Consider the following 19,175-nt stretch of genomic DNA (forward strand, 5'->3'; position numbering starts at 1 on the left):
GCGTATCAGTATATCCCGATCATGGCCAAAATCACCCGCTCTATCAGCGCCAAGAAATCCAGTGTTCCGTCCGTGCCGAAGAAAGTGGCAATGAAGGCCGCCAAAGCGGGGCCGAAGCGCGTGGCCAAGAAATCGGCCAAGCCAAAATCTCCAAAGCAAAAACCCTGGACGCCGGCCGAGATCCACGAGGCGTTCAGCCGGTTTCGCAAAGCCAATCCGGAGCCGAAGGGCGAGCTCGAGCATCTCAATCCCTATACGCTGCTGGTGGCGGTCGTGCTGTCGGCGCAGGCCACGGACGCCGGTGTCAACAAGGCGACGCGCGCGCTGTTTGCGGTTGCCGATACGCCGGTGAAGATGCTCGCGCTCGGTGAAGAGAAAGTGCGCGAGTACATCAAGACCATCGGGCTCTATCGCAACAAGGCCAGGAACGTCATCGCGCTGTCGGAAAAACTGATCAATGAATTCGGCGGCGAGGTGCCGCGCACCCGCGCCGAAATCGAGACGCTGCCCGGCGCCGGGCGCAAGACCGCCAATGTCGTGCTCAACATGGCCTATGGCGAACACACCATGGCCGTCGATACCCATGTGTTCCGCGTCGGCAACCGCACCGGGCTGGCGCCCGGCAACACGCCGCTCGAGGTCGAGCTGGGGCTGGAGAAGGTGATCCCGCTGGAGTTCATGCTGCACGCCCATCACTGGCTGATCCTGCACGGGCGCTACACCTGTCTGGCGCGCAAGCCGCGATGCGAGGTGTGTTTGATCAACGATCTCTGCCGTTGGCCGGAAAAGACGGTGTGAGGTTTCTTCAACCTCGCCCCGCTTGCGGGGAGAGGGAGATCAAGCCACCGGCATCTTCCTTGCCGGCTCGATCAGCTCGGGCCGCGGACCCGACAGCCGCTTGTGCATGTGGACCATGAAGGCCATGCCGAACAACGGCGTCGCCAGATTGACGATCGGGATCGAGACGAAGGCGGCGATGAACAGGCCCGCGGTGAATACGGTGGCCGCATTGTCCTTGCGCATCGCCTTGGCTTCGGCGGGTGATCGGAAACGCATCGCCGCGAGTTCGAAATATTCGCGGCCGAGCAGCCAGGCGGTGGCAATGAAGAAGATCAAAAAGCCCGCGCCGGCGAACAGCACGAAGGGCAGCGCGATCAGATAGACCAAAATGGTCAGCAGCGCGGTCTTGATGCCCTCGGGGATCGCGATGCCGAGCGGCAGCGCGTCGCCGGGACGCTCCGCCGGATAATGCTTGCGCTCGACATGCCCGGCGACGTCGTCGACGAATACGCTCGCGATCAGCGAGGTGACCGCCGGCATCAGGAAAATGCCGCCGAGGACGACGCCAAGCCCGGCCGCGATCGAGATGATCCAGGACAGGACGTGGAGCGAGGTGTGGAAGCCCGGCCCGAGCAGCGCCTCCGCCCAGCCCTCGCCGTAATCGGCAAACCAGCTCAACAGCCGCTGCAATCCGATTGCCAGCACCGTGATCAGCACCAGCGCCAGCCCGATCGAGCGCCACAGCATGGAGCGCATCGGCGGCGACAGGATCTGCGAAATCGCCTTGACGGCGGCGTCCAACATGGCGGTCTTGCCTCTTGTGAAAAAACCCTTGCGAGAGGTAGATACAGCCAAGGGCTTCGGCAAGAGCCTGCCGGCCTCCGGGAGACAAGGCTGTCGTCAAAACAACGCCGCAAAGAGGTTGCCATGACCCGCGTCCAGGAACTCTATCCCGACAACAAGATCATCCTGCGCGAGGTGGGCCTGCGCGACGGCCTGCAGCTCGTGAAGACATTTCCTTCGACCGCGGCGAAGCAGCGCTGGCTGCGCGATGAGTATGCCGCGGGTGTGCGGCACTTCGAGGTCGGCTCGTTCTTGCCGGCAAAGACCTTTCCGCAATTCGCCGACGTGCGCGACATCATCCAGACGGTGGCGTCGCTGCCTGGCGCCTACGGCATCGCGCTGACGCTGAACGAGCGCGGCGTCAATGAGGCGCTGGCCTCCGGCGTTGCCGAGGTGGCGACGGTGGTCTCGGCCACGGAAGAGCACAGCCAGGCCAATGCCAACCGCTCGCGCGAGTCGGCTATCGCTAACGTCAAGCGGCTCTGCGAGCTGCGCGACGCCAGCGCGCACAAGCCGGTGGTGAACTCCGCGATCTCGATGGCGCTGGGCTGCTCGATCGTCGGGGCCGTGGATCCCAAAGAGGTGCTGCGGCTGACGGAAAAACTGTTCGAGGCCGGCGTCGACATGGTCGCAATCGCCGACACGGTTGGCTATGCCGGGCCGAAGCAGGTGAGCGAACTAACGGCGGCGGCGGTGAAGATCGCAGGCGCAAAACCGATCTGCATCCACCTGCACGACACAAGAGGGATGGGCATCGCCAACGCCTCGGCCGCGCTTGATGCCGGCGCGCGCGTGCTGGATGGATCGCTCGGCGGCCTCGGCGGCTGCCCGTTCGCGCCGGGCGCGACCGGCAATGTCGTGTTCGAGGACCTGGTGTTCCTGTGCGAGAGCAAGGGATTCAGGACCGGTATCGATATCGAGAAGCTGATCGCGGTGCGCGCGATATTGAAATCGGAAATGCCAGGCGAGGCGCTGTATGGCGGATTGGCGCGCGCCGGATTGCCGCGCGGGACGGCGGCCAAGGCGGCATGACGACTCGCGATTAGCCCGAATTGCTTCGAGCATTAAAGCCGCGTCATCCTTAGCCGCAGTGCATTCCCGACGACACTCACGGACGACAGCGCCATCGCCGCGGCGGCGATGATGGGCGACAGCAGCAAGCCAAAAGCGGGATAAAGAATGCCCGCGGCGATCGGGATGCCGGCGGCGTTGTAGATGAAGGCGAAGAACAGGTTCTGGCGGATGTTGCGCATGGTCGCCTGCGACAGGCGGCGGGCGCGGACGATGCCGCCGAGATCGCCCTTCAAGAGCGTGATGCCGGCGCTCTCCATCGCAACGTCAGTGCCGGTCCCCATGGCAATGCCGACTTCGGCGGCGGCGAGCGCCGGGGCGTCGTTGACGCCGTCGCCGGCCATCGCGACGATCCGTCCGGCCTTTTGCAGTTTTGCGACCACCGCGCTTTTCTGGTCGGGCAGCACTTCCGCCTCTACATCGGCGATGCCAAGGCTCCGCGCGACGGCATTCGCCGTGGTCCTATTGTCGCCCGTAAGCATGATGACCTTGATGCCATCAGCCGCCAGCGCCTTCAGCGCGTCCGGCGTCGACGCTTTCACGGGGTCGGCTATGGCAAACAATCCCGCAAGCTTGCCGTCGACCGCGATATTGATCACGGTCGCGCCGTCGCCGCGCAGGCGCTCGCCCTGATCGTTCAATGCCTGGGCGCCTATACCGAGCGATTGCAGGAAGTTCGCATTGCCAAGTACGATCGCCTTGCCGTCGACCTTGCCGGTGGCGCCCTTGCCGGTCGGCGAGTCGAATTCGTCGACCCTGCCGAGATCGAGATTACGCTCCTTGGCTGTTCGCACGATGGCATCGGCCAGCGGATGCTCGCTGGCGCGCTCGACGGTCGCAGCCAGCCGCAGAATATCGGTCTCGTTAAATCCGACCGCCGGCACGATGGCGACCACCTTCGGCTTGCCCTCGGTCAGCGTTCCCGTCTTGTCGACCACCAGGGTGTCAACCTTCTCCATCCGCTCCAGCGCTTCGGCGTTCTTGATCAGCACGCCAGCCTGCGCGCCATGGCCGACGCCCACCATGATCGACATCGGCGTGGCGAGGCCGAGCGCGCACGGGCACGCAATGATGAGCACGCTGACCGCGGCCACCAGCCCGAACGCCATCCGCGGCTCCGGACCGAACCAGGACCAGGCGCCGAACGCGATCAGCGCGACGAGGATGACAATAGGCACAAACCAGCCGGAAACCTGATCGGCCAGCCGCTGGATCGGCGCGCGGGAACGCTGCGCGTCGGCCACCATCTTGACGATTTGCGATAGCAGCGTGTCGCGCCCGACTTTTTCGGCGCGCATGATGAAGCCGCCGGACTGATTGAGCGTGCCCGCGATCACCTTGCTGCCGGGCTCCTTGGTGACGGGCATCGATTCGCCGGTCACGAGCGATTCATCGAGCGAGGAACGGCCTTCGAGGATGACGCCGTCCACCGGCACCTTTTCGCCCGGCCGTACCCGCAGATGATCGCCAACTGCCAGCGTATCGATTTCCACCTCGTGATCGGCGCCGTCATCGTCGATCCGGCGCGCGGTTTTCGGCGCGAGCTGCAGCAGCGCCTTGATCGCGCCTGATGTCGCCTCGCGGGCGCGGAGTTCGAGCACCTGGCCGAGCAGCACGAGTACGGTGATGACAGCGGCGGCTTCGAAGTAGACCGCAACCGCACCACCATGGCCGCGGACGGTGGCCGGGAATATCCCGGGCGCGACCGTGCCGATGACGCTGTAGACATACGCCACGCCGGTGCCCATCGCGATCAGCGTGAACATATTGAGATTGCGCGTCACCAGCGATTGCCAGCCGCGCACGAAAAACGGCCAGCCGGCCCAGAGCACGACGGGCGTCGCAAACGCGAACTGAATCCAGTTCGACAGCGTCTGATCGACCCAGCCATGGCCGCCGACGAGATGGCCGCCCATTTCGAGGACGACCGCCGGCAGCGCGAGCACGAGGCCGACCCAGAAGCGGCGCGTCATGTCGGCGAGTTCCGGATTGGGCGGCGCATCGAGGCTCGCGACCTCCGGCTCCAGCGCCATGCCGCAGATCGGGCAGCTTCCGGGACCGACCTGGCGGATCTCGGGGTGCATCGGGCAGGTGTAGATCGTGCCCTTGGGCACGGCGGCTTTCGGCCTGCTGTCCTTCTCAAGATAGGCGGCGGGGTCGGCGGCGAATTTTGTCCGGCAGCCGGCCGAGCAGAAATGAAAGGTCTCGCCGCGGTAGTCGAAGCGGTGCTTGCTGGTCGCGGGATTCACGGTCATCCCGCAGACGGGGTCGCGCACGGTTGCGGCGGTGTGGGCGTGATGATCGTGATGGTTGTGACTGGTGTGGTCGTGGCCGCCGCAGCAGGCGCCCTTCGGCGCGCCGTTTCGGTCGGCGTTTTCGTTGTTGTTCATCATTCGCTCCGGCGCTTGTAACCTATACCCTAGAGGGGTATATAGGGCGCATGCGAAAAGACATCAAGGCATCCTGTCAAAAGCGTCTCAGCCGGATCGAGGGCCAGGTCCGCGGCCTGTCCAAGATGGTGGAAGACGACCGCTACTGCATCGACATCGTGACCCAGATCTCGGCCGTGCGCGCCGCGCTTCGGCGTGTCGAGGAAGAGGTGCTGCGGGATCACGTGTCGCATTGCGTCGAACACGCGATCACCAGCGGCAACAAGGCCGATCAGCGGGAAAAGATCGCGGAGTTGATGGCCGTGATCGGCCGCTCCGACAGGTGATTTAGCCGGGGACTCGGCGATTGTATCGTCATACTGTGCTGCTAGCGTGAAGTGCCGGGTGAAGTCGAACTGGTCGTACACCGACTGTAGCAATTATCGTGCGGGGGCATGGCGTTGCGTAAGGCCATTTGGCGGATATTTTCCGCCACCGCATCACTGATTGTGATGGCGCAACCTGCGGACGCCCAGAGCGTCGCGGCCGTCATGCCCAGCCAGCTTCCCGCGGTGACGGTGAATCCGCCCGACGCGCGGCCGCGCAACCGGACTAAGCCGCCGCGCCGGGAGCGGAGTGCGCGAACTCCATCCACGGTTCAGCCGAGTGTACCTGTGCCACCGCAGGTCAGCGGCGGCGTGACGTCGGGGTCCGCGACCGCAGGGCCCGCATACATGCAGCCGAGCGCCGCCAGTGCGATGACCATCAGCGGCGCGGAAGTCAACGCCAGGCCGTTCTCGCGCGTCGGCGAGGCGCTGGAGGTGGTGCCGGGTCTGATCGTTACCCAGCATTCCGGCGAGGGCAAAGCCAACCAGTATTTTCTGCGCGGCTTCAACCTCGACCACGGCACTGATCTGGCCATCAGCGTCGACGGCATGCCGGTCAACATGCCGACCCACGGCCATGGCCAAGGCTATGCCGACATCAATTTCCTGATCCCGGAACTGGTGCAATCGGTCAATGTCCGCAAGGGGCCGTACTTCGCCGACCGGGGCGACTTCGCATCCGCGGGCACTGTTGCCATCGACTATGTCAACCGGCTGCAGAAGAACATCGCCGAACTGACATTCGGCAGTTTTGGCTATCGCCGCGCGCTGATGGCGGCATCGACAGCGGTCGGTGCGGGCACGCTGCTCGCCGCCTTCGAGGGCGTCGGATATGATGGTCCGTGGGACGTGCCTGACAATGTGCGCAAGCTGAACGGCGTGCTGCGTTATAGCCAGGGCACCGCCACCGACGGCTTCACGCTGTCGGCGATGGCCTACTCCAACGGCTGGAATTCGACCGATCAGGTGGCGCAGCGTGCGATCGACCAGGGCCTGATCGGCCGGCTGGGCTCGCTCGATCTGACCGATGGCGGCACGTCGAGCCGGTTCTCGCTGTCGAGCAATCGGGCGCAATCCAGCGAATACGGGCAGAGCAAGATCAACGCCTATGTGATCAACTCGTCGCTGCGGCTCTACAACAATTTCACGTATTTTCTCGACGATCCCGTCAATGGCGATCAGTTCAGCCAGATGGACCGGCGAACGGTCTACGGCTTGAATGCGAGCCACGCCTTCGACACGCGCGTGGGCGGCATCGAAACGCAGACCCGCGTCGGACTGCAGACGCGCGGTGACGATATCCGCGTCGGGTTGTTCAAGACGTTGCAGCGCGAAACGCTCTCGACCGTTCGCGAAGACAGCGTGCGAGAAGCCAATGTCGGCCTGTGGGCCGACACGACGGCACGCTGGACCGACTGGCTGCGTACCACGGTCGGGATTCGCGCGGATTATTTCGCCGGCCGCGTCGTCAGCGATACGCCGGAGAATTCGGGCAATGCGCAGGCGTCGATGACGAGCCCCAAGGCCGGATTTGTGCTGGGGCCCTGGTACAGGACCGAGTTCTACGGCAATGCCGGCTACGGCTTGCATTCCAACGACATCAGAGGCGCGACGATCACGGTCGATCCGGTCGACAAGGTGACGCCGCAGGATCGCGTGCCGTTGCTGGTTCGTTCGAAGGGCGCCGAGCTCGGCATCCGCACCAAGGCGCTCGAGGGCCTCACCAGTTCGCTTGCGGTGTTCGCGCTGGATTTCGATTCCGAATTGCTGTTCGTCGGCGATGCCGGGACGACCGAAGCCAGCCGGCCAAGCCGGCGCGTCGGCGTCGAGTGGACCAACCAGTATCAGGTGTTGCCGTGGATGCGGCTCGATCTGGATGTCGTATATACGCGCGCCCGCTTCACCGATTTCGATCCCGCAGGCCATTTCATCCCGGGCGCACCGGCGTGGATCGCGGGCGGGGGCGTGACGTTCGGCAGCGAGAGCGGCTGGTTCGGCGCATTGCGTGGGCGCTATTTCGGGCGGCGTCCCCTGATCGAGGACGACAGCGTCCGTTCGCAGCCGTCGCTGATCTTCAATGCGCGGGCGGGTTACAAATTCGACAACGGCCTGCGGCTGCAGCTCGACGTGCTCAATCTGTTCAATGCGAAGACCAATCAGATCGAGTACTATTATCTGTCGCGATTGCCGGGCGAGCCGATCGGCGGCGTCGCTGATCGCCATGTGCATCCGGCAGAGCCGTTGGCGGTGCGGCTGACATTGGCGGCGAGGTTTTGATGGCGCTGTAGGGTGGGCAAAGGCGCGCTTGCGCCGTGCCCACCATTGATCCGAGCTTTTGGTTCGGGATGGTGGGCACGCTTTCGCTTTGCCCACCGTACGATCCGTGGCTTACGCCACCATCACGCGCGGCTTCATGCGGCGCTCCGGCGGGCGGACCGGGACGTATTCGACGGCGAGATAATGTTCCGACACGGTGACGCGTTCGATGACCGTCGTTTCGCAGGTCACTTCTTCAATTGCCACTTCCTCAATTGTCACTTCTTCAGCCGGAAGCGGCGCTTCTTGGTCAATCTCTTCAGGAGCAAGCGGCGGCGATTTGATCTCTGGAAACACACCGAATTCGCCCGCTACCTCCTGGAGCGGCTTCTGCTTGTCGGCCCAGTGCAGGGCCGTGTAGTCGAAGCCGTGCACGATGGTGGGTTTGACGATTTCGAAATAGGGCGAGATGTCGAAATCGCGCGGCATGTACAGCGAAGAATCGCGGATATGCAGGATCTCGCGCCGGGCCTTTCGCGAGGCCGCGCGGGTGATCTTGGGCAGGATCGGGTAGCGCACGGCGTCGAACGCCTGCGCGATCAGCGCCGAGCAGATGATTTTGGTGGGATCGCCTGAGCCGAACGCGATCATGCGCCGCCGCCAGCGCTGCGGCACCGGCAGCGGGATCAGGTAGCGCATCAGGTCGACAATGTTCTTGGTGTCGTATCCGAAGCCGATGCGGTTGATGGCGTAGCGGCACACCGTGGTGCGGTCCTCGTAGGACAGGCCGATCGGGCGGCAGAGCCGGGTGTGATAGGGATAATATTTCGACAGCGGCGCCGAGGTCACGCCTTCGCCGATATTGGCTTCGATCAGGACGTGCGGCTCGCCGTCGGGTTCAAACGCGCCGTCGACCGGGCCGACGTAAAGCGCGCCATGCGACCAGGTGGATTGCGTCAGGTATTTGATGATGCCGGAAATCCGGTTGTTGCCTTCGACCAGCAGCACATCGCCGGGCTCGATGACGCCGCGCAGATGCTCGGGGTCGCTGGGGGTGAACGGCTCATAGCCCGGGACTTCCTTCTGCAGGTAGCCCGCAATCACCTGGCCGATCGTATCGAGCATTACGCCCATGAAACTCCCCCAGAGCGGCTTTTCTCCCGCTTTTTTTGTTTCCTTATCATGGTCGCAAGCCGTTTCAATTTAGTTCATGCGCCAAACGGATCAATCATGATTGATTTACCATGAGTGTTGCTGCGTTACGTGAGATGCGGCACAGTTCGCTAGCTGTTCTCGCTTCCTTCAGGTTCCGGAAACCATGACATGACAATGACGCGCCGCACCTTCCTGTCGGCGTCCGCAGGTCTGGCGGCCATTCCGGTTTTTTCCGGGGTGCGTGCGGGAGCAGCGCCGTTGCCGCGGGAAGCTGACATTGTGGTGATCGGCGCGGGTGCGGCCGGCATTGCTGCGGCGCGGCGGATCATGGCGGCGAACCGCAAGGTGATCGTGGTGGAGGCTTTGAGCCAGATCGGCGGCCGCTGCCAGACCGACGCTTCCACCTTCGACGTGCCGTTCGACCGCGGCGCGCGCTGGATGCACAATCCCGAAACCAATCCGATGATCAAGCTGGCGCGCGCCGCCGGCCTCGAGATCACAACCGCGCCCGCGGGCCAGAAGATCCGCATCGGCCGCCGCAATGCCCGCGCCGGCGAGACCGAGCAATTTCTCGCCGCGCTCGTGCGCGCCAACCGCGCCATCGACGAAGCCGCGCGGCGGTCCGACGTCTCCTGTGCCTCCGTGCTGCCGAAGGATCTCGGCGACTGGGCCGACACGGTGGAGTTTGTGCTGGGCGCCAGTTTCGCGGGCAAGGATCTGAAAGACGTCTCCGTCGGCGACAAGTCCCGCGCGCAGGATCGCAATACCGCGATCGGCTGCCGTCAGGGATTGGGCACGCTGATCGCAAAGCTTGGCGAGCAGGTGCCGCTGTCGCTGTCGACACCGGCCAATCGCATTGCCTGGAGCAACCGCGATGTCAGCGTGGAAACGCCGGCGGGCAAGATCGCCGCGCGTGCCGCCGTCGTCACCGTGTCGAGCAACGTGCTGGCCGCCGGCAATATCAAGTTCGCACCTGATATTCCGAAGCGCACGCTCGATGCCGCCTCGAGGCTCAGCCTCGGCAGCTATGACCGGATCGCGCTGCAGATGGCGGGCAATCCGCTGGGCCTCGCCCGCGACGACGTCATCATCGAGCAGAGCAACTCGACCAGGACGGGGATGATATTCGCCAATATGGGCGGCTCGTCGCTCTGCACGATCGACGTTGGCGGCTCGTTCGGCCGCGATCTTTCCGCGCAGGGCGAGAAGGCCATGGTGGCGTTTGCGGTGGAATGGCTGACCAAACTGTACGGCAGCGAGGTGGCGGCCGCGGTGAAGAAATCGAGCGCGACGCGCTGGAACGCCGCGCCGTTCGCACTCGGCGCAATGTCGGCCGCCGGTCCCGGCGCGCAATCCTCGCGAAAGGTTTTGGCTGAACCGTTCGGCTGCATCTACCTCGCCGGCGAGGCCACCCATGAAACGATGTGGGGAACGATCGACGGCGCGTGGGAAAGCGGCGAGCGCGCTGCGGTATCGGCGTTGCGGCGGATCGGTGCGTTGAAGGATCCCGAGCCGGAGGCGCGGCCGGCGAAGCCGCGGCGGCGCGGGTCCACGATCAACTGATGGCGCGCCCGAAAGCACTGATCTCCTGGTCGAGCGGCAAGGATTCGGCCTTCGCGCTGCATGAGGTTGCGCGCGGGGGAGATCTCGATGTGGTCGGCGCGCTGACCACGGTGACTGAGACGTTTGGCCGGGTATCGATCCACGGCGTGCGGCAGGAGATATTGCAGGCGCAATGCGAGGCGGCGAGCCTGCCGCAGCGGATCGTGCCGATTCCCTATCCCTGTCCGAACGAGGTTTATGAGGCGCGGATGGGGGAAGCGGTCGCGAAGGCCGTCGCCGACGGGATCACGCACATGATCTTCGGCGATCTTTTTCTCAGAGATATTCGCGCCTATCGCGAACAGAAGCTGGCAGGCACCGGCATCACGCCGGTGTTTCCGCTGTGGGAGCGGCCGACGACGGAACTGGCGCGTGTGATGATCGCAAGCGGACTCGAAGCGCATATCGCAACCGTCGATCTGAAGAAGCTGTCAGCGGAATTTGCAGGCCGAAAGTTCGATGCGTCGCTGTTGGCCGATCTGCCCGAAGGCGTCGACGCTTGCGGCGAGAACGGCGAGTTTCACACCTGCGTGGTGGCGGGGCCGATGTTTTCGCGGCGGCTCACGGTGACGACCGGCGAGCGCGTGGAGCGTGATGGTTATGCGTATTGCGATCTGGTGATGGGCTAAAACTCTCCCGTCGTCCCGGCCAAGCGAAGCGCGAGTCGGGATCCATAACCACCGTTGGTATTGTTGTGGCGGGCTGGAGCCACATCCAATGCGAACATTAGGCGTCAGTGGTTATGGGTCCCTGCGTTCGCAGGGACGACGAGTCAGCGCAACACACCATCCAGTGCCGGCAGGCCGAAGATGACTGCGGCGGCGATCAGTGCGTAGCAGATCGCGCGGAATACGGTTTCGCTGGCCTTGCCGAACAACGAGGCGCCGAACCAGACGCCGATGCCGTAGACGGGGCCGACCACGAACGCGAATTTCATCGCATCCAGCGTGATCAGGCCGGCCGTGGCGTAGCTGACGGCGGAAAAGAAATCCGATGCGCCGAAGAACAGCAGAATATTGGCGCGGGCAATCACGGACGGAAGCGGGCGGCCGAGCCAGTAGCCGACGATCGGCGGGCCGCCGGTCTGGGCCAGCCCGCTGCAGAAGCCTGATAGTCCGCCGATGCCGACCGAGATCGCCGCGTGGTCCTTGCCGCGGTAGCGCCAGCCCGACAGCAACAGCAGCAGCAGCGCGAAGACGAAGGCGGAGATGATCCAGCGCGTCGTCACCGGTTCGAGCCGGCTCAGGAAATAGGTGCCGATGGGGACGCCGATCAGCGCGCCTGTTACCATGACCGCAGTCGCCTTGCGGTCGGCCTTTTCCCATGCGCCCGGCAGCAGCGGCGCGGCGGCGACGAAATCGATGATCAGGAGCAGCGCGGCCACGAGCCGCGGGTCAGCGATGGAGCTCGCGAGCGGCATGAAGATCAGCGCCGCGCCGAATCCGGAAAATCCCCGCGCCGTCCCCGAGATGAAGGCGACCGCGCAGATCGCAATCGCCGCGTTGATGCCGACGTCAGCCGGAATGAGCGCCGCAGGGTTCATGCGGCATCATGCCCGTAACGTGCCGCCGGTCTTCTTCGTCACTTCGGCCACGATCTTCGCCGCTACCGCATCGATTTCCTGGTCGGTCAAGGTCTTCTCGCGCGGCTGGATCGTGACGGCGATGGCGATCGACTTCTTGTCCGGATCGATGCCCTTGCCTTCGTAGACGTCGAATACGCTCACGTCCGTGATCAGCTTTTTGTCCACGCCCTGCGCGGATCGCACGATGTCACCGGCCTTCACGCTGCGATCGACGATGAAGGCAAAGTCGCGCGACACCGGCTGGAACGCGGAGAGTTCGAGCAGCGGCTTGGCGCGGGTCGGCTTCTTCTTGGCGTCGGGGATGCGGTCGAGGATGACTTCGAACGCCATCAAGGGGCCGTCGGCGCCGAGCGCTTCCAGCGTGCGCGGATGCAGCTCGCCGAAATAGCCGAGCACATTCTGCGGGCCGATCTGGATGGTGCCGGAGCGCCCGGGATGCAGCCAGTTGGCGCCGCCCGGCACGATCTGCAGCGCCTGCATTGGCGCGCCGGCAGCCGCGAGCACGGCGAACGCATCGGCCTTGGCATCGAGCGCATCGGTCATGGCAGAGCCCGACCAGTGCCGGCCGATGCCTTTCGAGGACGCAAAGCCGTGGCGCACGCCCGAGGCCGCGACGAACTGGTTCTCAGGCCTGTCGCCCTTGAAGATCTGCCCGACCTCGAACAGCGCGACGTCCTGAAAGCCGCGGTTGGCGTTGGCCTGTGCGGCGGCGACGAGGCCCGGCAACAGGCTCGGCCGCATGTCCGAGAGGTCGGAGGCGATCGGGTTGGCGAGCGCAAGCTCAGCCTGTCCGCCGCCGAACAATTCGGCATGCGGCTTGGAGATGAACGACCAGGTCACGGCTTCCACCATGCCGCGCGCCGCCAGCGCGCGCTTGGCGCGGCGGGTACGGTTCTGGATCGTGGTCAGCACCGGCTTGCGGGCTTCCTCGCCGCGCTCGAACGGCGTCATCGGCACCTTGTCGACGCCGACGATGCGCACAACTTCTTCGACGATGTCGGCTTTGCCCTGCACGTCGGTGCGCCAGGAGGGGACCGCGACCTTCACCGCCGGGCCGCTGCCGGCGACCATGAAGCCGAGATGGCCAAGGATGCGCCGCATCTCGACCAGTGACACTTCGATCCCGGCAAGACGTTTGACCTCGCCCAGCGGGAAATCGATGATGCGGTCGTCGCCGAAGGCGTTGCCGACGACGATATTTTCTGACGGCGTGCCGCCGCAGAGCTCCATCACGAGCTTGGTCGCGAGCTCGAGCCCCGGCACCATGAAGGCCGGATCGACGCCGCGTTCGAAGCGATAGCGGGCGTCCGAATTGATGCCGAGCTTGCGGCCAGTCTGCGCGATGTTGATCTCGTTCCACAGCGCCGATTCGATCAGCACGTCGGTCGTGTTCTCGTCGCAGCCGGACGTCTCGCCGCCCATGATGCCGGCGAGCGATTCGACGCCGTGCTCGTCCGCGATCACGCAGATCGCGGGATCGAGCGTATAGGTGCGGCCGTCGAGCGCCGGCAGGCTCTCGCCGTCTTTGGCGCGGCGCACCGTGAGATTGCCGTTCACCTTCCTGGCGTCGAACACGTGGAGTGGCCGGGCGCGGTCGTAGGTCATGAAGTTGGTGATGTCGACCAGCGCGTTGATGGGGCGCAGCCCGATCGAGGTCAGGCGCTTCTGCAGCCACTCGGGGGAGGGGCCGTTCTTGACGCCGCGCACCAGCCGCAGCGCAAAGCCCGGGCACAGCGTGGCGTCTTCCACCGTCACCTTCACCGGGCAGGGGAATTCGCCCTTGACCGGCTTGATGCCGGGATCGATCAGCTTGCCCATGTCGGCGGCGGAGAGATCGCGCGCGATGCCGTGGACGCCGGTGCAGTCCTGGCGGTTCGGCGTCAGATTGATTTCGAGCACGGGATCGCCGAGGCCTGCCCATTCGGCGTAGCCCTTGCCGATCGGTGCATCGGCCGGCAGCTCCATGATGCCGTCATGGTCCTCGGAAATCTCAAGCTCGGCCGCCGAGCACAGCATGCCGCGGCTCTCGACACCCCGGATGGTGCCGACGCCGAGCGTGATATTCTTGCCGGGGATGAAGGTGCCGGGTGGCGAAAACACGCTGACGAGACCCGCGCGCGCATTCGGCGCGCCGCAGACGACCTGCACCGGCGCAGCCCCATTGCCGGTGTCAACCATGCACACGCGCAGGCGATCCGCATTCGGATGCTGCTCGGCCGAAATCACCCGCGCGATGGAGAACGGCGCCAGCGCCTTCGCCTTGTCCTCGATGCTCTCGACCTCGAGCCCGATCATGGTGAGCTTGTCGGCGAGCTTTTCCAGCGGCTCGTCGGTGTCGAGATGTTCCTTCAGCCAGGAGAGCGTGAATTTCATGATGTTTGCTTCTCTTGTCCGCTCTCCCGCTCGCGGGTCGCGCCGAGCTTCGCTCGCGCTGTGAGGGTCAGGGTGGGGGCGCGCTCCGCAGTGGTGGTCTCGGCGACGTTCACGTGCTCAATCCCCCCGCGAGCGTCGGGATGTCGAGCGGCTTGAAGCCGTAATGCGAAAGCCAGCGGACGTCGCTGTCGAACAATTGCCTGAGATCGGCGATGCCGTATTTCAGCATTGCGATACGGTCGAGGCCCATGCCCCAGGCAAAGCCCTGATAGACGTCGGGATCGATGTTGCAGGCGCGCAGCACGTTCGGATGCACCATGCCGCAGCCGAGGATTTCGAGCCAATCCTCGCCTTCGCCGAAGCGGATCTCGCCCTTGTCGCGCCGGCACTGGATGTCGACCTCGAGCGAGGGCTCGGTGAACGGGAAGAACGACGGGCGGAACCGCATGTTGATGTGGTCGACCTCGAAGAACGCCTTGCAGAACTCGTGCAGGATCCATTTGAGGTGGCCGAGATGCGAGCCCTTGTCGATGACGAGGCCCTCGACCTGGTGGAACTGCGGCGTATGCGTCGCATCCGAATCGATTCGGTAGGTGCGGCCCGGGCAGACCACGCGGATCGGAGGCTTCTGCGACAACATCGTGCGCACCTGCACCGGCGACGTATGCGTGCGCAACAGCATGCGCGAACCGTCCTGCTTCGGGTTGAAGAAGAAAGTGTCGTGCATTTCCCGCGCCGGATGGCCCTCGGGGAAATTCAGTTTGGTGAAGTTGTAATCATCGGTCTCGATATCGGGACCTTCGGCGATCGCAAATCCCATGTCGGCGAAGATCGTGTTGACCTCCTCGAACACCTGGCTCAGCGGATGGATGCGGCCGGCTTCTGCCGGCGCCTCGCGCAGCGGCAGCGTGACGTCGATGGTCTCGGAGGCAAGCCGGGCGTCGAGCGCCGCCGATTTCAGGATGTCGCGACGCGCGCCGAGCGCCTGGGTGACCTTGTCCTTGGCGAGGTTGATCGCCGCGCCCTGCGTCTTGCGCTCGTCCGGCGACATCTTGCCGAGGGTGGCGAGCAGCGCCGAGATCGAGCCCTTCTTGCCGAGCGCTGCAACGCGCACGGCTTCAAGGGCGGCTTCGTCCCCGGCGGCGGCGATATCGTCAAGAATGGACTTTTCGAGTGTGGCGAGGTCGGACACGGTCAATCTCTTTCGCAAAAGGCCGCCGGTTGTCGCCGCTCCCGGGCCAAAACGTCAAGCAAAAAGCCCGCTAAGGGCAGGCTGGCGACCCTGCGCGTTTGAACCCTTATCCCGGCCGCCCTACCAAGATGCATTCGATCAAGGAGAGCACGATGCGTTTTGGTCCCTCGGCGGCCGTTCTGGCCGTCATTCTGTCGCTCGGCGGCGGTCCCGCGCTTGCCGCGGTCTGTATAGACAAGTCGATGACATCAAATGAGATCGTCGACGTGATCAACGCCTCGTCCGGCTGCGAGCGCGCGATGAAGGTGTTCAAGGACTGCGAATTCGGCACCAGCGGTGACGTCCAGCTTGGCTCCGCCGTCGAAAAGAAATGCGAGGGCGATTTCCTTGGACGCCTCAAGGCGCCGCAGAAGCAGGCCTACAAGCGCGAGATGGGCGTTTGCGATCAAAAGTACCGGAACGAATCCGGCACCATGTATCTCTCGTTCACGGCCTTTTGCCGGGCGGAGGTCGCCCGGCGCTACTCGCAACGCGCGCTGAAGGCCGCGAGCCCTTCGAAGGCTCGCTAGCACTTCTGCTCGAAGCCTCAGGCCGCCAGCGCGGCCTTGGCCTTCTCGGCGATCGCCTGGAACGCCGCCGGCTCGGTGATGGCGAGATCCGACAGCACCTTGCGGTCCACCGTGATGCCCGACTTCGACAGGCCGTTGATAAAGACGCTGTAGGTCATGCCGAACGGGCGCACCGCGGCATTGATGCGCTGGATCCAGAGCGCGCGGAAGGTGCGCTTCTTGCGCTTGCGGTCGCGGAAGGCATATTGGCCGGCCTTCTCGACCGCGGCCTTGGCGGCGCGGATGGTGTTCTTGCGGCGGCCGCGGAAACCCTTGGCGGCCTTGTAGACTTTCTTGTGCCTGGCGTGAGAGGTCACACCGCGTTTGACGCGAGACATGACTGCTATCCTTGAATTTTAAATCGGTGATGGATCGCCGCGCGGACGCGGCCGGCTTGAGCGGAATGCGAGCGCGATCAGGCGTTCGGCAAGAAGTACTTCTTGACGTTGTCGCCGTCGGTCTTGAACAGCACGCGGGTGCCGCGGAGCTGACGAATCTGCTTCTTGGTCCGCTTGATCATGCCGTGGCGCTTGCCGCGCTGGGCGTGCATCACTTTGCCGGTGGCAGTCACCTTGAAGCGCTTTTTAGCGCCTGACTTGGTCTTCAGCTTGGGCATTTGGCTCTCCTGTCGGCCACAGAAAAACGCGCCCGAGGGGCGCTTTTGCGGCTTAAAATGCTCGTTAGAGCGTTGAAAGTGCTCAGATTTTCTCAGAATTCGAGATAACCCGCACGGACATCGACACGGCAGCCCTTGATCAGCCGGGCGATGAAGGTCGGGCTTATGGCAGAGGAAGCGCCAATTGGCAATAATGAACCGCGGAAGGCCGTGCTGCTACCTACCCCGTGATATCATTAACACCTCGGTGCGGAGCAGGAACAAATGACCCGTTTTCAGCGATCGGTTGCCTGCTTTAACGCTTTTCCACGTCCGCGAAGCCTGCGCTGGCTCCCGATGTTGGCCGCGCTCGCTGCGATAGCGGCGGCGCCTGCCGCCGACGCCGCGACCCGACACAGACACAGGGCGGCAGGAGCCTATGATGGCATCTGGAACGTTGTCTTCGCGACCACGCGCGGCAATTGCAGTTCCGGCTACAGCGTCCCCTTTACCGTCATCGGCGGCCGCGTTTTATCGGGCGGCGGTGGCAGGGTTTCAGGCTCGGTCAATCGCGCCGGGGCGGTCGCGGTCAAGGTATCCGTCGGCGCCTCCAGGGCGAGCGGCGGTGGCCTCCTCGTCGGCCGCAGCGGCGCGGGCACGTGGCGCGGCATCATCACCGGCGACCGCTGCAGCGGCACCTGGCAGGCCACGCGGAGCTAAGGCGAACGCAAACGGCCCGCCAGATCGTCTGACGGGCCGCATCGCATCGTCCAATACGCTATTTCAAATCAGCGAGGCGCCAGCACCATCACGACCTGGCGGCCTTCGAAACGCGCGTCCTGCTCGACCTTGGCGAATTCGGCGACATCAGCCTTCACCTTGTCTAGAAGCTTGGTGCCGATCTCCTGGTGCGCCATTTCGCGGCCGCGGTAGCGCAAGGTGATCTTGACCTTGTCGCCTTCCTCGAAGAACCGCTGCATCGCGCGCATCTTCACGTCGTAGTCGTGATCGTCGATCATCGGCCGCAGCTTGATCTCCTTGATCTCGACGATCTTCTGCTTCTTGCGGGCCTCGGCGGCTTTCTTCTGTGCCGAATACTTGAACTTCCCGTAGTCCATAATTTTGCAAACGGGAGGATTGTTGTTCGGCGAAATCTCGACGAGATCCATGCCCGCCTCGAGGGCCATCTTGATGGCGACCACGGTTTCGACGGTTCCGTGGTTGAGGCCGGTCTGATCGATCAGCTGGATCTGCGCGTTGCGGATATCATCATTGGTGCGCGGCCCGTCTTTGGTTGCAGCGGGCGGGGCTCTGTTGGGACGGCGAATGGGTAACTCTCCAAAGTTGTGAAAGGAAGGGCCGTAGTTTGAAGCAATACGCTGATAACAGCAAGCGAACTCACGCTCTGCGCCCGAAAACCGTCAAATGCGAGGCATTTCGGTCACTTCAGGCAAATATAGCTCGGCGGCCCGATGCGCAAGCGAAGTCCGGCCGCGCTTGACCGATGACGCGGGCTCGCGGACAAAGCAGCGGGCGAGAGTGACCGATCCATGACCAATTCAGCGCCGATCGACCAGGAACCGACCTTTATCGAGGTGGGAGAGGGCAATGGCCGCCGCCGGATCGCGGTGCGCACCCGCGCCGGCAGCGGGCCCGGGCTGTTCTGGCTCGGCGGCTTCAATTCCGACATGCGCGGCACAAAAGCGCTCGCGCTGGATACTTGGGCCGCGGAACATGGCCGCGCCTGTATTAGATTCGATTATTCCGGCCATGGCGAATCGGGCGGCGCCTTCATCGACGGTACCATCGGGCGCTGGCTCGAAGAGAGCATCGCCGTGTTCGAGCAGTTTTGTCGCGGGCCGCAGGTCGTAATCGGCTCGTCGATGGGCGGCTGGATGGCACTCTTGCTGGCGGGCGCCATCGCCAGACGTGAGGCGGCGGGTGCGACACTCGCGGGCCTCGTGCTGATCGCGCCGGCGCCCGACTTCACCGAGCAATTGATGTGGAACGACTTCTCCGATGAGATCCGGCAGGAAATCATCAGCAACGGCGTATGGATGCGGCCATCGGAGTATGGTGGCGGCACGCCCTATCCGATCACGCGCGCGCTGATCGAGGAAGGCCGCAACCATCTCCTGCTCGGCAGCGCCATCGAGGTCGGATGCCCGGTGCGCATCCTGCAGGGCGCGCAGGACCCTGATGTGCCCTGGCAGCATGCCTTCGCGCTGGCGCACCGGTTGCCGGCCGAGGACGTGGTGCTGACCATGATCCAGGACGGCGACCACCGCCTGTCGCGCCCGCAGGACATCGCGCGTATCATGGCCGCCGTGGCGGAGATGGGGTGATCTTCTTCCCTTCTC

18 protein-coding genes are annotated in these 19,175 nt (G+C 64.3%); 9 read left to right on the forward strand and 9 right to left on the reverse strand.

Annotation, left to right across the window (positions count from 1 at the left end):
- Nucleotides 1-21: 21 nt before the first annotated feature.
- Nucleotides 22-798, forward strand: coding sequence for an endonuclease III (gene nth, locus V1293_RS23805; RefSeq protein ID WP_334516875.1), 777 nt, complete (start codon nucleotides 22-24; stop codon nucleotides 796-798).
- A 39-nt stretch (nucleotides 799-837) separates the two neighbouring features.
- Here the strand turns inward: nth and V1293_RS23810 are convergent, their stop codons facing one another.
- Nucleotides 838-1,584, reverse strand: a complete 747-nt coding sequence (locus V1293_RS23810; RefSeq protein ID WP_334512718.1) for a sulfate transporter family protein — start codon at nucleotides 1,582-1,584, stop codon at nucleotides 838-840.
- Nucleotides 1,585-1,707: 123 nt separating this feature from the next.
- Between V1293_RS23810 and V1293_RS23815 the strand changes: the two genes are divergently transcribed.
- Nucleotides 1,708-2,655 (forward strand): hydroxymethylglutaryl-CoA lyase, encoded by a 948-nt coding sequence (locus V1293_RS23815; protein WP_334512720.1) that lies wholly within the window; start codon nucleotides 1,708-1,710, stop codon nucleotides 2,653-2,655.
- Nucleotides 2,656-2,687: 32 nt separating this feature from the next.
- Here V1293_RS23815 and V1293_RS23820 read toward each other — a convergent pair whose 3' ends face one another.
- Nucleotides 2,688-5,084, reverse strand: a complete 2,397-nt coding sequence (locus V1293_RS23820; RefSeq protein WP_334512722.1) for a heavy metal translocating P-type ATPase — start codon at nucleotides 5,082-5,084, stop codon at nucleotides 2,688-2,690.
- Nucleotides 5,085-5,134: 50 nt separating this feature from the next.
- Here V1293_RS23820 and V1293_RS23825 point away from each other — a divergent pair, with 50 nt between their 5' ends.
- Complete coding sequence (locus tag V1293_RS23825) at nucleotides 5,135-5,410, forward strand: metal-sensitive transcriptional regulator (RefSeq protein WP_334512724.1); 276 nt, start codon at nucleotides 5,135-5,137, stop codon at nucleotides 5,408-5,410.
- A gap of 165 nt (nucleotides 5,411-5,575) precedes the next feature.
- Nucleotides 5,576-7,726 (forward strand): TonB-dependent receptor, encoded by a 2,151-nt coding sequence (locus V1293_RS23830; RefSeq protein ID WP_442894366.1) that lies wholly within the window; start codon nucleotides 5,576-5,578, stop codon nucleotides 7,724-7,726.
- Between the two features lie 111 nt (nucleotides 7,727-7,837).
- Here the strand turns inward: V1293_RS23830 and V1293_RS23835 are convergent, their stop codons facing one another.
- Nucleotides 7,838-8,839, reverse strand: coding sequence for a lipo-like protein (locus tag V1293_RS23835; protein WP_334512728.1), 1,002 nt, complete (start codon nucleotides 8,837-8,839; stop codon nucleotides 7,838-7,840).
- Between the two features lie 189 nt (nucleotides 8,840-9,028).
- Between V1293_RS23835 and V1293_RS23840 the strand changes: the two genes are divergently transcribed.
- Entirely contained in the window at nucleotides 9,029-10,423 is a 1,395-nt protein-coding gene (locus V1293_RS23840) for a flavin monoamine oxidase family protein (protein WP_334512730.1), read from the forward strand.
- On the forward strand, nucleotides 10,423-11,091 hold the full coding sequence (locus V1293_RS23845; RefSeq protein ID WP_334512732.1) for an ATP-binding protein: 669 nt from the start codon (nucleotides 10,423-10,425) through the stop codon (nucleotides 11,089-11,091). The genes V1293_RS23840 and V1293_RS23845 overlap by 1 nt, the downstream gene beginning before the upstream one ends.
- A 143-nt stretch (nucleotides 11,092-11,234) precedes the next feature.
- Here V1293_RS23845 and V1293_RS23850 read toward each other — a convergent pair whose 3' ends face one another.
- From V1293_RS23850 to pheS, 3 genes are all read right to left on the reverse strand, one after another.
- Entirely contained in the window at nucleotides 11,235-12,005 is a 771-nt protein-coding gene (locus V1293_RS23850; RefSeq protein WP_334512733.1) for a sulfite exporter TauE/SafE family protein, read from the reverse strand.
- Nucleotides 12,006-12,011: 6 nt separating this feature from the next.
- Nucleotides 12,012-14,420 carry a phenylalanine--tRNA ligase subunit beta gene (gene pheT, locus V1293_RS23855; protein WP_334512735.1) on the reverse strand — a complete coding sequence of 803 codons (2,409 nt, stop codon included), beginning with the start codon at nucleotides 14,418-14,420 and terminating at the stop codon, nucleotides 12,012-12,014.
- A 109-nt stretch (nucleotides 14,421-14,529) separates the two neighbouring features.
- Nucleotides 14,530-15,612: a phenylalanine--tRNA ligase subunit alpha gene (pheS, locus tag V1293_RS23860; RefSeq protein WP_334512737.1), complete on the reverse strand. Its 1,083-nt coding sequence runs from the start codon at nucleotides 15,610-15,612 to the stop codon at nucleotides 14,530-14,532.
- Between the two features lie 152 nt (nucleotides 15,613-15,764).
- Here pheS and V1293_RS23865 point away from each other — a divergent pair, with 152 nt between their 5' ends.
- Nucleotides 15,765-16,181, forward strand: coding sequence for a hypothetical protein (locus tag V1293_RS23865; protein ID WP_334512740.1), 417 nt, complete (start codon nucleotides 15,765-15,767; stop codon nucleotides 16,179-16,181).
- Between the two features lie 17 nt (nucleotides 16,182-16,198).
- Here the strand turns inward: V1293_RS23865 and rplT are convergent, their stop codons facing one another.
- Together rplT and rpmI are read right to left on the reverse strand one after the other, a co-directional pair.
- Entirely contained in the window at nucleotides 16,199-16,558 is a 360-nt protein-coding gene (gene rplT, locus V1293_RS23870) for a 50S ribosomal protein L20 (RefSeq protein ID WP_108512729.1), read from the reverse strand.
- A 77-nt stretch (nucleotides 16,559-16,635) separates the two neighbouring features.
- On the reverse strand, nucleotides 16,636-16,836 hold the full coding sequence (rpmI, locus tag V1293_RS23875; RefSeq protein ID WP_008539890.1) for a 50S ribosomal protein L35: 201 nt from the start codon (nucleotides 16,834-16,836) through the stop codon (nucleotides 16,636-16,638).
- 264 nt (nucleotides 16,837-17,100) lie between these two features.
- Between rpmI and V1293_RS23880 the strand changes: the two genes are divergently transcribed.
- Nucleotides 17,101-17,535 carry a hypothetical protein gene (locus V1293_RS23880; RefSeq protein WP_442894271.1) on the forward strand — a complete coding sequence of 145 codons (435 nt, stop codon included), beginning with the start codon at nucleotides 17,101-17,103 and terminating at the stop codon, nucleotides 17,533-17,535.
- A 68-nt stretch (nucleotides 17,536-17,603) separates the two neighbouring features.
- Here V1293_RS23880 and infC read toward each other — a convergent pair whose 3' ends face one another.
- Complete coding sequence (infC, locus tag V1293_RS23885) at nucleotides 17,604-18,143, reverse strand: translation initiation factor IF-3 (protein WP_057849055.1); 540 nt, start codon at nucleotides 18,141-18,143, stop codon at nucleotides 17,604-17,606.
- Nucleotides 18,144-18,365: 222 nt separating this feature from the next.
- Between infC and V1293_RS23890 the strand changes: the two genes are divergently transcribed.
- A complete protein-coding gene (locus V1293_RS23890; protein WP_334512743.1) occupies nucleotides 18,366-19,160 on the forward strand; it encodes an alpha/beta hydrolase in 795 nt (264 codons plus the stop codon).
- Nucleotides 19,161-19,175: the final 15 nt, after the last annotated feature.

It is taken from the genome of Bradyrhizobium sp. AZCC 1693 (assembly GCF_036924745.1).
Classification (GTDB): Bacteria; Pseudomonadota; Alphaproteobacteria; order Rhizobiales; family Xanthobacteraceae; genus Bradyrhizobium.